This is a genomic window from Pseudomonas rhizozeae, assembly GCF_031583775.1.
Taxonomy (GTDB): Bacteria; Pseudomonadota; Gammaproteobacteria; order Pseudomonadales; family Pseudomonadaceae; genus Aquipseudomonas.
This window is the reverse complement of the sequence record NZ_JAVLSB010000072.1, coordinates 16,844-30,243: the sequence shown is the minus strand read 5'-3', so window position 1 is coordinate 30,243 and position 13,400 is coordinate 16,844. Positions and strand designations below refer to the sequence as shown.

Below are 13,400 nucleotides of genomic sequence, written 5' to 3'. Positions count from 1 at the left end.
GGGCTCTCCTTAAGCGGTGTGAACGGTGACAGCGGGCGCCACCGTTCAACGGTTGCGGTGAAGCTTAGTCGATGCGCTTGGCCGACTTGATGAACACCGGATCGGCCGGTACGTCTTTCATGCCGTTACGAACGGTGGTTCGCGAGTTGACGATGATGTCCACCACGTCCATGCCCTTGACCACTTTGCCGAACACCGCATAACCGTCGCCCTGGTCAAGGAAGTCGTTGTCCTTGACGTTGATGAAGAACTGGCTGGTGGCCGAATCCGGATTATTGGTGCGGGCCATGGACAGAGTGCCACGCACATTAACCAGACCGTTGCTGTGCTCGTTCTTGATCGGGTCTTTGGTGTCTTTCTGCTGCATGGCGGACGTGAAGCCGCCGCCCTGGACCATGAAGCCCGGAATCACCCGGTGGAAAATGGTGTTGTTGTAGAAACCGCTGTCGACGTAAGCGAGGAAGTTTTTGGTACTGATCGGTGCCTTGACCGCGTCCAGTTCGATTTCAACCGGGCCGTTAGTGGTCTCCAGCAGCACGTGGGGCTTGTCGTTCGAAGCGGCCATCAGGTTGGCCGCGAACAATACGGAGCCGGTGAACAGGGCAATTTTTTTCAGCATGGGTCAATGATCCTGGGGAGTGATGTCAACTGCAGCAAGAAACTCGAGCAGGGTGTGGTTGAAGCGGTCAGGTTGGTCCAGCGGGGTGGCGTGACGCGAGTCGTCAATCACCACCAGGCGCCCGTTGGGCAGCCGTTTGACGTAGGTTTCTTTCAGCGCGACCGGGGTGTAATCGTGGTCGGCGGCGACGATGAGGGTTGGACAGGTGACCCGGGAAAGTCGTTCCTGAACGCCCCAGCCAACAATCGCATCGAAGCTGGCGAGATAAGCACGTTTGTCGTTTTTTGCCCAGCGCTCGGCCATTTTTTGCCGCAGTTCGGCCTGCTCCGGTTTCGGAAACAGCTTGCCACCGAGGGCCTTGCCGATGGTTTCCAGGCTGAGCACACGCATCAGGCTCCAGCGCTTGAACCACTGCCAGTAATCGTCGCGGCTGCGCAGTTTGACTTGCGGCGCGCTGTTGACGATGCACAGGCTCTTGAGCAATTGCGGCTCGTCCACCGCCAGTTGAAAACCGATCATGCCGCCCATCGACAGCCCGACGTAATGCACCGGGCCGAGCTTGAGGTGTTCGATCAGCGCCACCAGATCCGCGCTGAACCCGCCGATGCTGTAGCGCTCGCGGGGTTTATCGGAGCGTCCGTGGCCGCGCACGTCGGGCACAATCACTCGGTAGCGGGCAGCCAGCGCGGGGATCTGCATTTCCCAGTCGAGCGTGCTGGAGCCCAGCCCGTGGACCAGCAGCAGCGGCGTCCCGTGGCCGTATTCCTCGTAGTGCAGGTGGCAACCTTCGTGCTCGAAATACGCCATCGGTGATCTCCTTGTCAGGCTTGCTCGGGGGCGGCGAACGGCGCATCCAGCGGCGCGGTGTCGAAGTTGCGCAACAGATCGATGAGGATCTGCGTGGCTGGGCCCAAGGGTTTGTCCTTGTTCGAATACAGGTAGAAGCTCGGATTGCGGCTGCCGCCCTGGTCCAACGGTAGCAGCTTGAGCACGCCTTCCCGCAGTTCGCGTTCGATCATGTGCCGTGGCAGCCAGGCGAAGCCCAAGCCATTGGCGACGAAGGTCGCCGCAGTGGCGAGGCTGCCGACGGTCCAGCGCTGTTCGGCGCCGAGCCAGCCGACGTCGCGCGGTTGCTGGCGGCCGGAGTCGCGGATCACCACTTGCATTTGGCTTTCCAGGTCTTGGAAGCTCAGCTCACGGTTCAATCGATGCAAGGCGTGATCGGGGTGCGCCACGGCGACGAACTCGACGTCGCTCAACTCCGCGCCCAGGTAACCGGGAATGCTGAAACCGGTGATCGCCAGGTCGGCCACACCTTCGAGCAGCACTTCTTCAACGCCCGACAACACTTCCTCGCGCAGGCGCACGCGGCAGCCTCGGCTCTGTGGCATGAACGCGGTCAGGGCGCGTACCAGTCGGGCATTGGGGTAAGCCGCGTCCACCACCAGCCTTACTTCCGCTTCCCAGCCTTGCTCCATGTGGTGGGCGAGGTCTTCCAGTTGACTGGCCTGTTTCACCAGTTGCCGTGAGCGGCGCAACAGCACGCCGCCGGCTTCGGTGAGCACGGCTTTGCGGCCGTCGATGCGCAGCAGCGGCACGCCGAGCTGGTCCTGCATGCGCGCCACGGTGTAGCTCACCGATGACTGCGAACGGTGCAGGACCTCGGCGGCCTGGGCGAATCCACCGTGATCGACCACGGCTTGCAGCGTGCGCCATTGATCAAGGGTCACGCGGGGCGCTTTCATGAATAGCTCCTCTTGTCCTAAGCTGGCGGTCCTTATTGGAGACTGCCGAATGAAAAAATTCTGTTATGTGTTGCTGGCGCTGCTGCCGCTGACGGCGATGGCCTACCCCATTGATGTACAGAAAGACCTCAACGGCATGAAGATCGACTACGAGTCATTCGACACCGATAACGATATCGGCTCCATTCAAGTCAATAACTACGGCGATGTCGATGCGACCTGCAAAGTGGTATTCAGCAACGGCCCGGAAGCACCGCGCACTCGCACCATCGAAGTCGCCGCCGGTAAACACAAGAACGCCACGGCCAAATTCACCCGCACCATCATCAAGCTGCGCATCAAGTTGACTTGCACGCCAGTCTGAACGTGAGCGGATCACATCGTTAGACGTGATTCGCTTATAAACGAATTAATCGATGTTTTATAGCAATTATTTGCGCTTTTTCATCGATTTAATCCTGCTTAATCTCCACTCCATCGCCCTACAGCATTCTCGGATGGAGGCTACACCCCATGTCCCGCGTTCTGATCATTGAAAGCAGTGCCCGCCAGCAAGATTCCGTATCCCGTCAACTGACCCAGACCTTCGTCAAGCAATGGCAAGCCGCGCACCCGGCCGATCAAATCACCGTGCGCGACCTGGCAGTCCATCCGGTGCCTCACCTGGACGCCAACCTGCTGGGCGGCTGGATGAAACCTGCCGAGCAACGCAGCGACATCGAGCTCGCCGCGCTGGAACGTTCCAATCTGCTGACTGACGAATTGCTCGCCGCCGACGTGCTGGTGATGGCCGCGCCGATGTACAACTTCGCCATTCCGAGCACGCTCAAGGCCTGGCTCGACCACGTCTTGCGCGCCGGCGTCACCTTCAAGTACACCGCCACCGGTCCGCAAGGCCTGCTCAGCGGCAAACGCGCTTACGTGCTGACCGCTCGCGGCGGCATCTACGCGGGTAGCCCGGCGGATCATCAGGAACCCTACCTGCGCCAGGTGATGGGCTTCATTGGCATTCATGACGTGACCTTTATCCACGCCGAAGGCATGAACCTGGGCGGTGACTTCCAGGAAAAAGGCCTCAACCAGGCCAACGCTCAACTGTCGCAAGTTGCCTGATCATTTAATCGCCAGCTAATCGCTGCTTGTTTAAGTGACGTGGCGCACTACCCCTTCAACGGTTCGCGCATCGAACCTCCCTTGGCCCGATTGCACGCTTTAGCGAGATCGGGCTTTTTTTTGCCTGCGATTTACGGGGCGCAGCGTAAAACCTGTGGTAGCAAGCCTGCTCGCGAAAGCGGTGTGTCATTCAGCGCTCAAGTCGGCTGATCCAGTCTCTTTGCAAGCTGGCTTGGTCCCACACGCTTGATTGTTTATTGGCGGCCTGCCCGCGATCCGCTATCGTCGCCGCCATTCCAGACGAGGCGAGCATGGGCTATCTACTTTTTGTCACGCTGATCCAAGCGTTTTCCTTCAGTTTGATCGGTGAATACCTGGCCGGGCATGTCGACAGTTACTTCGCGGTGCTGGTGCGGGTGCTGCTGGCGGGGCTGGTGTTTATTCCGCTGACCCGCTGGCGCTCGGTGGAACCGGCGTTCATGCGCGGCATGCTGCTGATCGGTGCGTTGCAGTTCGGCGTCACCTACGTCTGCCTGTACCTGAGCTTCCGTGTGCTGACGGTGCCCGAGGTGTTGCTGTTCACCATCCTCACACCGCTGCACGTGACCCTGATCGAGGATGCCCTCAACCGACGCTTCAACCCCTGGGCGCTGATTGCTGCGCTGGTGGCGGTGGCGGGCGCGGCGGTGATTCGCTACGACCGGATCAACCCGGACTTCTTCATGGGCTTCCTGCTGCTGCAACTGGCCAACTTCACCTACGCCGCCGGGCAAGTGTTGTACAAACACCTGGTCGCCAAGCACCCAAGCGATCTGCCGCACTACCGAAGATTCGGCTACTTCTACCTCGGTGCCCTGGCGGTGGCGCTGCCGGCGTTCCTGCTGTTCGGCAAATCCAACTTCCTGCCCGAAGCACCGCTGCAATGGGCCGTGTTGCTGTTTCTCGGCCTGGTCTCCACGGCGCTTGGCTTGTACTGGTGGAACAAAGGCGCTTGCCTGGTCCACGGCGGCACGCTGGCGGTGATGAACAACCTGCACGTGCCGGTAGGCCTGTTGGTCAACCTGCTGATCTGGAACCAGCATGAAGAACTGGGCCGGCTGTTCTTCGGCGGCGGGGTGATATTGCTGGCGGTGTGGATCAGTCGGTTGGGAATCCGCAAAACCGCAGTCGCCCACTAAAAACTGTGGGAGCGGGCTTGCTCGCGAAGGGGCCGTGTCAGTCGATATAAGTGTTGATTGACACACCGCATTCGCGAGCAAGCCCGCTCCCACAGGGGATGTGGGGTTACATAAGGTGTTTTTCCGGCTCTGGCATATGGCTCGCGCCCAACACCGCCGGCAATAAACCCGTCCGCAGATCCGCGCCACTCGGCTGTTGGTACAGGCTCAGGCCAAACTCTGGCAGCACCGCCAGCAAGTAATCGAAGATGTCCCCCTGAATCCGCTCGTAATCGGCCCACGCGGTGGTGCGGGTGAAGCAGTAGATCTCCAGGGGAATGCCCTGCGCGGTGGTCTGCATCTGGCGCACCATGCAGGTCATGTTCGGCTGGATCTCCGGGTGGCTCTTCAAGTACGCCAGCGCATAGGCGCGGAAGGTGCCGATGTTGGTCATGCGCCGGCGGTTGGCTGACAGCGCCGCCACGTTGCCCTGCGCAGCATTCCAGGCCTTGAGCTCGGCCTGCTTGCGGCTGATGTAGTCGGTCAGCAGGTGCACCTGGGACAGTTTCAGCTCCTCATCATCACGCACGAAGCGCACCCCGCTGGCGTCGACGAACAGGCTGCGCTTGATCCGCCGCCCACCGGATTGCTGCATGCCGCGCCAGTTCTTGAACGACTCGGACATCAGGCGCCAGGTGGGGATCGAGACGATGGTTTTATCGAAATTCTGCACTTTCACCGTGTGCAAGGTGATGTCCACCACATCGCCATCAGCGCCGACTTGCGGCATCTCGATCCAGTCGCCTACCCGCAGCATGTCATTGCTGGTCAGTTGCACGCTGGCGACGAACGACAGCAGCGTGTCCTTGTACACCAACAGGATCACCGCCGACATGGCGCCCAGGCCCGACAGCAGCAACAACGGCGAACGGTCGATCAGGGTGGCGACGATGATGATCGCGCCCAGCACGTACAACACCATTTTGCTCAGTTGCACGTAGCCTTTGATCGAGCGCGTGCGGGCGTGTTCGGTACGCGCGTAGATGTCGAGCAATGCACTGAGCAGCGCGCTGACCGCCAGCAGCAGGAACAGAATGGTGAACGCCAGGGCGACGTTGCCGAGGAAGATGAGGCTGGTCTTGCTCAGCTCCGGCACCAGGTGCAGGCCGAACTGGATCACCAGCGACGGCGTCATCTGCGCCAGGCGCTGAAACACCTTGTTGTGGCGAAAATCGTTGATCCAGTGCAGCGCCGGCTGGCGGCCGAGGATTTTGCTGGCGTGCAGAATCAGGTAGCGCGCCACTCGTCCGAGGACCAGCGCGATCACCAGTAATAGCAGCAGCGCCAGGCTGGAATGCAGCAGCGGATGCTGATCGAGGGCGCCCCAAAGGTCTTGGGCGTTGAGCCAGAGCTGTTTGATATCCATAAGGTCGAGCAATTCTTCAGTCAGACGGGACCGGGGGATTAGAGCATTTAAGTCGCAATACGACGTGACAGAAGACAAATCCGCTGACAAAAAAGCCACTGTTTGCGCACGTTTGCATAAAGAAACTCGGCCTGCGCGCTCGAAACCGGTAACCTATGCAGCTGTTTTTTTGCATTTCTTCGAGGTAGCACCCGTGTTTTCCGATTTCGCCCTGCACGAACGCCTGCTAAAAGCTGTGGCCGAGCTTAAATTTGTCGAGCCAACGCCTGTGCAAGCAGCGGCCATTCCGCTGGCGCTGCAAGGGCGTGACCTGCGGGTGACGGCACAAACCGGCAGCGGCAAGACCGCCGCTTTCGTTCTGCCGATCCTCAACCGACTGATCGGCCCGGCGAAAGTCCGCGTCAGCATCAAGACCCTGATCCTGCTGCCAACCCGCGAGCTGGCCCAGCAGACCATCAAGGAAGTCGAGCGCTTCGCCCAGTTCACCTTTATCAAATCCGGGCTGATCACCGGCGGCGAAGACTTCAAGGTGCAAGCGGCGATGCTGCGCAAAGTGCCGGACATCCTGATCGGCACGCCCGGGCGGATGATCGAGCAACTCAACGCCGGCAACCTCGACCTCAAGGAAGTCGAAGTGCTGGTGCTCGACGAAGCCGACCGCATGCTCGACATGGGCTTTGCCGAAGACGTCCAGCGCCTGGTCGACGAGTGCACCAACCGCCAGCAGACCATGCTGTTCTCCGCCACCACCGGCGGGTCGGGCCTGCGCGAGATGATCGCCAAAGTGCTGAACAACCCGGAGCACTTGCAGCTCAACGCGGTCAGCCAACTGAACTCCACCACCCGTCAGCAAATCATCACAGCTGACCACAACCAGCACAAAGAACAGATCGTCAACTGGCTGCTGGCCAACGAGACTTACCAGAAGGCCATCGTCTTCACCAACACCCGCGCCATGGCCGACCGCATCTACGGCCGTCTGGTGGCGCAAGACTACAAAGCCTTTGTGCTGCACGGCGAGAAAGACCAGAAAGACCGCAAACTGGCGATCGATCGCCTGAAGCAGGGCGGCGTGAAAATCCTCGTCGCCACCGATGTCGCCGCTCGCGGCCTGGACGTTGATGGCCTCGACATGGTCATCAACTTCGACATGCCCCGCAGCGGCGACGAATACGTGCACCGCATTGGCCGCACTGGCCGTGCCGGCAACGATGGCCTGGCCATCTCGCTGATCTGCCACGGCGACTGGAACCTGATGTCGAGCATCGAGCGCTACCTCAAGCAGAGCTTCGAGCGCCGCACCATCAAGGAAGTCAAAGGCACCTACGGCGGACCGAAAAAGGTCAAGGCCTCGGGCAAAGCCGTCGGCGTGAAGAAGAAAAAAGTCGACGCCAAAGGCGACAAAAAGAAAACCGGCGCCAAGGCCCCGACCAAACGCAAAATCGCCAACCGCCCGAAAACCGACGCGCTGTCGCTGGTGAGCAAAGACGGCATGGCACCGCTGAAACGCCGCAAACCAGAAGCACCTGCGGCTGAGTAAACGCTGCGGTAAAACATAAAAAACCCGGATAGTGTCCGGGTTTTTTGCGTTCAGCTATCGGCCTTCTTCTCCGCAGTGCCCAGTTCCTTGAGGCGCTGATCAATCAACTGGCACTTGTCCGGCAAATCCTTGCTGGCCGTGCCCAGTTCCATCTTCTGCAACTCGGCGTTGATCTCTCTGGCCCTGGCCGGGTTCTGCTCGGTGAGCTCAGTCACCTGCCGCGCCAATTCCTCACGCTTGGCCGTGGCTTCCTCCGGCGTACAGGCCCAGGCGGGCAGGGCGCAGAACAGTGTGGTGGCGAGGGTCAGTTTCAGTAGGGTTTTCATCGTCAGGCCTCGGGTTCCGTGTCAGGCGGTTATAGGGTTGAGAGGCGAGCGGGGGGAAAAGTTCATCCTTCAGGTTTTTCGGAAATTTCCTGCGGAGCGGGCGGAATCGTTACGTATGAGCCAGTGGGGTGGTGGGCTTAGGATTGTTGACGTCTGGTAATTGACGCTGGTTTAAGTTACTGGCGGTACTCACCTCGGTTCTCGCGGGCACTGACCCCATCATCGCCGCGAACATCGCCGCGACCGCCACCCAATACAACTACCTGTCTCACTCTGATCTGGAAAGAGCGGCGAACGAGCTGGACGCCTGCGGGAGCAACTCGGCCTGCATCAACAAAGTTTACGCGAGCTATCACGCATTAAGCAGTCGGCAGGACACTGACGCGGTCGCGCTGTGTGCCGCAGACCCTAATAATTGCGCCCCCCTTTCCAAACGTGTCGCCGACGCTGAGAAGCGGACGCAGGAACTGAAAGACAGGGCGGCGTCGGCATCGCCTGAAGCCAAGGTGATCTTTGACCAGTTGATCTCAGAAAACTTCGGCTTTCAGAATATGCTGGCAACTGTCACGACTGGGCACTCGGCCAGTGCAATTGCTGACACCCTTGTTCAAACGTTCGGCATTAGCCACCAAGCGGCTCTCTCTGCGATCGAAAATTTCGCGATGTATGCCAGCATGGGGCCGTTGGTTAAGCCTGTGGGGGGAGGTTCGGGGACGAAGGGTGGGACGGAGAGCAATGGGAGCGGCAATGGTGGTGCAAAAGGAATGCAATCCATCATTGAGCCAAAAATTGCTCAGCAGATGGTGAAGCGAGGCTGGACAACGGACTCGCTTGAAAGCGTCATCGCGAATCCCAGCGAAACTGTGGTGACTAAAGACACTAGATTCGATCCAGTCTCGGGTACGCGGCTCAATGATCCCGCAACTGGTTATGTAGCCAAAGATGGTTCGTACGTTGTTCGGAATGACCGGACTGGTGCAATCGTGCAGGTATCAGATAAAAATGATAAAAACTGGGTCGCACCATGGGAGTAGAGCAATGAAGGAGTTTGTTTTTTTGGGTTTTGGACCTGAACCAACCAGACTTTGGTGCGGTGTGCCGTTATTTAACTTGAGCGATAGTCATGAGTTGCTGAATTATTGTGATACACGCGATGCGGCTGTGCTCGGAATTGAAGGGTTTAAAATTGTAGGGGATAAAAGAATCCCTGACTTAGACTGTATAGCGGATTTTTCTGCCTTGGCGGTGGCTGCCGGTGAAGCATTTCCTGCCATGTCTAGAAAGTCGGCTAGGGATTTCATTGAGTTGATTTCAGATCGCGATACTTTTTTGGAATTTGTCTTAGTCAGGGTTTGATGGTGCAAAAGCAACAGTTAGCTCTCCGCTAAAACTTGGCGAAACCAAGGCAATCGACAACGTCAGCATGACTCGTGTAGGAAGGTGGATGGCTCCTGATGAGCTGGCGCAGATGCAAAATACAAATAAAGTGGTGTAAGGCGCTGGAGGACAAACCTTTATTTCGACTAATGGCATCGCCGACTTTAAAGGGGCTGCACCCAAAGGCTCTGTCTATGTTGAGTTTGATGTTCCAGCTAACAGCTTGCTGCAAGGCGGAAAAGATGGGTGGTTTAAAATGATTGGCCCTGATGCAAGTAAGTCTCAGCAGTTCTTGCTTAATAAGCAGGGCGGCGAGCATCTTCCTGCGATCAAGAACATTGAAATTCTAGATAAGAAGTGAGAAGTCTTATGGATGGATCTTGGTTTGATGAAAGTGTAAAACCACTTTTGAAGGGGTTTTCTCTAGAGTACTCATCATTTGCTGAAAGGATAGAGTTGGAAGGTTTTAACAAGCTAGGGACTGTTGAATTCTGGTCTAAAGGTTGGGTGGGTATAGATATATATGACTGTGCCCTTGATGATCAAGTTATGAATGTGTTGCTCTCTCCAGAAGAGGGAGAATCTGTTTCTCAGGAATTTGATAGATTTATAAAGATATTGACGCAAGATAGTTGATGGTGCAAAAGCCACAAGTAAGGTAATTGCTGAGTATGGGCCTATGAATCAAGGCCCATTACCTAAAGGAATCGCGGATAAATTCCGTAGTGGTACGTATTCAGAGGTTGTTACTCAACAGCCGACCACGATGTATCGTGTTGATGGTGGAACTGCGCAGGAGCTAGGCGGCTATTGGACCACGGCGAAGACAGAAGGCCCAGTTCAGTCGATATTGCACGCCGCCGGAGTAAGTGCTCGTACAAGATCACAAGCTATTAAAGTGATGCATTAGAACAATTTGCAGGAAGGGATGAGCGATTTGTAGCTTGGGGTGCCAAACAGGTTGAAGTTGGGCTGGTCAAGAAAGTTCCTGTCCAGGAGAGCTACGCAGGGCCGGGATTTAATAGAAGTGGGTTAAAATGCGTTGTATCAAGTGAGACATGGAGACTCGTTTCTTCTAAATATGCGTTTCATGGTTATTGGGGTCCCGTACCGGGACATCTGAAATAAAGGACTTTTTTATGCGGTCTATTAGTTTTTGGCTGTTGCTGGGTTTTGCGGCTTTGTCAGGCTGCAAAACAACACCTTACGACAAAGCGACGATTTACTACGAGCGGGGTGAGTTCCCTGAGCAACTCATCAAAGACTATCCAATGTTGAGTTCTCCAATTCTCCAGCACGGGCGTTGCTCGCTTATTATTTCCACGCCTGGATCGAATACCGGGACGTATTATTTCTGTACTTACGCCCTGACAGCGAATGGACTCTACGTGCAGGGATGGGATGCCAAGACATTGAAGTACGTCGAAATCGTTCGCGTCGATCTGTCCGAGCTCAAAAAGATCTCGTTTTATTCATTTTTCCGAACCAGCCAACTTCAGTTGATTGAAGACCGTCGACTTATGGCGTTGAGTGTCTCAATTGATGAGGGTGGATATATCGACTCAGCCGCGACTGAGCGACTATTTCAGGCGATCAAGCAAACAGGAGTTCCGGTGGTGGAAAGCAAAGGAATGATCAATCCGCCCGCCCCGTCGGCGCCGATGATTATTCCTATCGTTCTTCCGAGGAGTTAAGACCTGTGGATGTCCGAATCCTCGCCCCCGGCAGAGACCCAAGCAGGGCTGCATCGATCGCCCACCCTGCGTAGTGCCCGTTCAACTGTCCCCATGACAGCAACCGGTCTTGGTCTCTTCGGCATATTTATCGTGATGCCGCACCCATTCCATGATTTCTTCTTCGTTACGCCCCTTTGGCGTGAGGTCGAGGTAGTTGTAGGCGCCGACCAGCAGGTCGAGGCCGCGGGCGTAGGTGGAGTAGGTGTGGAAGATGTCGCCGGCGGGGTTGCGATAAAAGACGCTGAGGCCGGGGAGTTCTTCTTCGGCGCTGTCGGATTTTTCGTAGTTGTAGGTGGCTTTGCCGTCGGCGATTTCTCCGGGTGTGGCGGAGACGCCGAAGTCGTAGTTGAAGTCGCAACCGGCGGAGGACACCCAGTCGAATTTCCAGCCCATGCGTCGTTTGAAGTCCTGGAATTCGGCGAAAGGCGCGTGGGACACGGCGACCACGGCGATGTCGTGGTGCGCCAGGTGCAGGTTGGCGCCGTCGATGTGGTCAGAAAGGAACGAGCAGCCGGGGCAGCCTTCGCTCCAACCCTTGGCGAACATGAAGTGGTAGATGATCAACTGGCTGTGGTGGCCGAACAGGTCGGCGAGTTTCATTTCGCCATGGGGGCCTTGGAAGCGGTAGTCCTTATCGATTTTGACCCAGGGCAGGGCTCGGCGCTCGGCGCTGAGGCGGTCGCGCTCTTTGGTGAAGGCTTTTTCGTGGGTCAGGTATTGTTTGCGAGCCGCGAGCCATGCTTCGCGGGACACGACTGGATGATTCTGAAGGTCCATGGTGAATTCTCCTGCGGGGTGCTGGGAGGTGGCTTACACAGGTTAGTCGTTCGGCCGACGGGACAATCGACAGGCCGCCGGTCGGTGGGCGGCCAAAGCCCGGCTGAACGGCTGCGCGCCGGGTGGGTCACAACCTAAGTAAGGCATCTCACCCTCTGGAGGATGTATCAGGATGACGACTTATAACTGGGATTTGATTGAGAAACTGCTGCACGAAGCGCAGAACAGTGCCGGCCATAGTTTCACTCCACGGCCCTACGCTGAGCAGTACGCGGCGGAGAAGGCTGCCGAAGGCGAGCCGACCGAGAACCTTGATCACCTGAAAGCGGTGGCTGGCGAGTACGAAAAGTTACTGCTGGAGCGCGGCTACATTGAGCCACGCCCTGAAGATGAGGGCGGCACCGGTGCGAACTATGTGTTGACGCCTCGGGGCTCGAGTTTGCTGAGCCTGATCGATAGCAGCATTCCGGGGAATGACCACCCGCGGGAAGTGCTGGATGACCAGGAAGATGCGCTGGACGAGCTGACGTTTGATGAAGTGGCGTCCAAGGCGCAGATTGCTTAAGGCCGCAGGTGGATCATGTGGGATCGAGCTTGCTCGCGATGACGGTTTGTCAGTGACGATGGCGTTGACTGGTAGTCCGTCATCGCGGGCGAGCCCGCTCCCACAGTTTTTTAGTGTTTGCAAATCGGTGTTGATCACTCTTGGCGCGCCGCCTTCAGGCATTTCAGCGCATTGAAATCTTCCCGAACCCCGTCGATTTTCTTCAGCAACCGCTGGCGCTGGGCCGGGGTGCTTTCGGCCATCAGATCGACGATCAGGCTGCGGGCCTGGGCTTCGGTGTCGGCGAAGGCCTGGCGGTAGGCCGGGGTCCATAAACTCTCGCGATTCACCAGAAGTGTCTCGATTCGTTGTGGGAAATCGGGACTTTTACGCTCGGCAACGGCTTTGCTGAACTGGTCCTGCCAATGCGCGCGGTTGGCGATCCATTGTTTGTTCTGATCGCCCAGGGCGGCTGACCAGGTTGCCACCCGTTGTTTCTGCGCCGGGTTGACGGAACCGAGCCAGTCTTCGAGGCGTTTTTCCATGCGCTGGCTGCGTTCCTTGATCTGCTGATCAAGGGATGGCTTGAGGTATTCGGCTTGGCGTTTGCGCTGATCCTTGGCAAACGCTTCGTTCATTTCCGCCACTTGCTTGTCATCCAGGCCTTGCAACAACTCGATGGCCGAAGGAGTGATTTCCCGGGCGGTCTGGGCGATAGCGGCTTTGGCTTCCTGGGTGCGGACCTGCAGGGCCTGGTCGGTGACTTGGTTGGTTTCCACCATCTGCTGCAAGCGGTCGAGCCAATCGAGGTAGCCCGGTAGTTGCGTGGTGCAGTGCCAGCTCAGGTGTTCCTTGAGACGTTCGTTGAACCAGCCTTTTTGCTCGCCGCTCATGTCGAGGTAGTCGCCGAGCGTCCACGGAATGATCACGTCGAGGTTGCGGTAGGCCAGGCCTACACGGCTGCAGGCAGACAGGGCAAGGGTCAAGAGGAGTAGAGCGGCAATCTGTTTTAACCAGCGCGACATGGGCGAGTCCTTGCT

Annotated in this window: 16 protein-coding genes and 1 pseudogene; 10 read left to right on the top strand and 7 right to left on the bottom strand. The window is 57.5% G+C overall.

All coding sequences use genetic code 11. From position 1 onward, the window contains the following. Positions 1-64: 64 nt before the first annotated feature. From RG836_RS24985 to RG836_RS24975, 3 genes are read right to left on the bottom strand one after another with little or no spacing between them, the layout of a single operon-like run. Positions 65-619 (bottom strand): peptidylprolyl isomerase, encoded by a 555-nt coding sequence (locus RG836_RS24985; RefSeq protein ID WP_310850371.1) that lies wholly within the window; start codon positions 617-619, stop codon positions 65-67. Positions 620-622: 3 nt separating this feature from the next. After that, positions 623-1,426, bottom strand: a complete 804-nt coding sequence (locus tag RG836_RS24980) for an alpha/beta fold hydrolase (RefSeq protein WP_310850370.1) — start codon at positions 1,424-1,426, stop codon at positions 623-625. A gap of 14 nt (positions 1,427-1,440) precedes the next feature. Continuing rightward, positions 1,441-2,364: a LysR family transcriptional regulator gene (locus tag RG836_RS24975; RefSeq protein WP_310850369.1), complete on the bottom strand. Its 924-nt coding sequence runs from the start codon at positions 2,362-2,364 to the stop codon at positions 1,441-1,443. A gap of 49 nt (positions 2,365-2,413) precedes the next feature. Between RG836_RS24975 and RG836_RS24970 the strand changes: the two genes are divergently transcribed. The 3 genes from RG836_RS24970 to RG836_RS24960 all read left to right on the top strand — a co-directional run bounded on the left by RG836_RS24970 (position 2,414) and on the right by RG836_RS24960 (position 4,655). Next, complete coding sequence (locus RG836_RS24970; RefSeq protein ID WP_310850368.1) at positions 2,414-2,728, top strand: 3-phosphoglycerate kinase; 315 nt, start codon at positions 2,414-2,416, stop codon at positions 2,726-2,728. 149 nt (positions 2,729-2,877) lie between these two features. Continuing rightward, positions 2,878-3,477, top strand: a complete 600-nt coding sequence (locus tag RG836_RS24965) for an FMN-dependent NADH-azoreductase (protein WP_310850367.1) — start codon at positions 2,878-2,880, stop codon at positions 3,475-3,477. A gap of 311 nt (positions 3,478-3,788) precedes the next feature. Next, complete coding sequence (locus tag RG836_RS24960) at positions 3,789-4,655, top strand: carboxylate/amino acid/amine transporter (RefSeq protein ID WP_310850366.1); 867 nt, start codon at positions 3,789-3,791, stop codon at positions 4,653-4,655. Positions 4,656-4,761: 106 nt separating this feature from the next. Here the strand turns inward: RG836_RS24960 and RG836_RS24955 are convergent, their stop codons facing one another. Further along, on the bottom strand, positions 4,762-6,060 hold the full coding sequence (locus RG836_RS24955; protein ID WP_310850365.1) for a mechanosensitive ion channel family protein: 1,299 nt from the start codon (positions 6,058-6,060) through the stop codon (positions 4,762-4,764). Positions 6,061-6,253: 193 nt separating this feature from the next. Between RG836_RS24955 and RG836_RS24950 the strand changes: the two genes are divergently transcribed. Further along, positions 6,254-7,600 (top strand): DEAD/DEAH box helicase, encoded by a 1,347-nt coding sequence (locus RG836_RS24950; RefSeq protein ID WP_310850364.1) that lies wholly within the window; start codon positions 6,254-6,256, stop codon positions 7,598-7,600. A 50-nt stretch (positions 7,601-7,650) separates the two neighbouring features. Here RG836_RS24950 and RG836_RS24945 read toward each other — a convergent pair whose 3' ends face one another. Further along, entirely contained in the window at positions 7,651-7,926 is a 276-nt protein-coding gene (locus RG836_RS24945; protein ID WP_310850363.1) for a hypothetical protein, read from the bottom strand. Between the two features lie 506 nt (positions 7,927-8,432). Here RG836_RS24945 and RG836_RS24940 point away from each other — a divergent pair. The 5 genes and pseudogenes from RG836_RS24940 (at position 8,433) to RG836_RS24925 (ending at position 10,997) form a co-directional block, all read left to right on the top strand. Beyond that, the gene (locus RG836_RS24940) at positions 8,433-8,960 is read left to right on the top strand and encodes a colicin E5-related ribonuclease (protein WP_310850362.1); all 528 of its coding nucleotides are present in this window, start codon (positions 8,433-8,435) and stop codon (positions 8,958-8,960) included. A 4-nt stretch (positions 8,961-8,964) separates the two neighbouring features. Further along, positions 8,965-9,282, top strand: coding sequence for a hypothetical protein (locus tag RG836_RS24935; RefSeq protein ID WP_310850361.1), 318 nt, complete (start codon positions 8,965-8,967; stop codon positions 9,280-9,282). Positions 9,283-9,433: 151 nt separating this feature from the next. Continuing rightward, a pseudogene (locus RG836_RS27405) lies at positions 9,434-9,664 on the top strand (TreTu family toxin); the annotation flags it as partial. Positions 9,665-9,672: 8 nt separating this feature from the next. Next, positions 9,673-9,939: a hypothetical protein gene (locus RG836_RS24930; RefSeq protein WP_310850359.1), complete on the top strand. Its 267-nt coding sequence runs from the start codon at positions 9,673-9,675 to the stop codon at positions 9,937-9,939. Positions 9,940-10,442: 503 nt separating this feature from the next. Further along, on the top strand, positions 10,443-10,997 hold the full coding sequence (locus RG836_RS24925; protein WP_310850358.1) for a hypothetical protein: 555 nt from the start codon (positions 10,443-10,445) through the stop codon (positions 10,995-10,997). 81 nt (positions 10,998-11,078) lie between these two features. On the opposite strand, the gene RG836_RS24920 is transcribed toward RG836_RS24925, so the two are convergent. Next, positions 11,079-11,816: a DUF899 domain-containing protein gene (locus RG836_RS24920; protein WP_310850357.1), complete on the bottom strand. Its 738-nt coding sequence runs from the start codon at positions 11,814-11,816 to the stop codon at positions 11,079-11,081. 172 nt (positions 11,817-11,988) lie between these two features. Here RG836_RS24920 and RG836_RS24915 point away from each other — a divergent pair, with 172 nt between their 5' ends. Continuing rightward, a complete protein-coding gene (locus RG836_RS24915) occupies positions 11,989-12,381 on the top strand; it encodes a transcriptional regulator (protein WP_310850356.1) in 393 nt (130 codons plus the stop codon). Positions 12,382-12,515: 134 nt separating this feature from the next. Here the strand turns inward: RG836_RS24915 and RG836_RS24910 are convergent, their stop codons facing one another. Further along, a complete protein-coding gene (locus RG836_RS24910) occupies positions 12,516-13,385 on the bottom strand; it encodes a DUF6279 family lipoprotein (protein ID WP_310850355.1) in 870 nt (289 codons plus the stop codon). Positions 13,386-13,400: the final 15 nt, after the last annotated feature.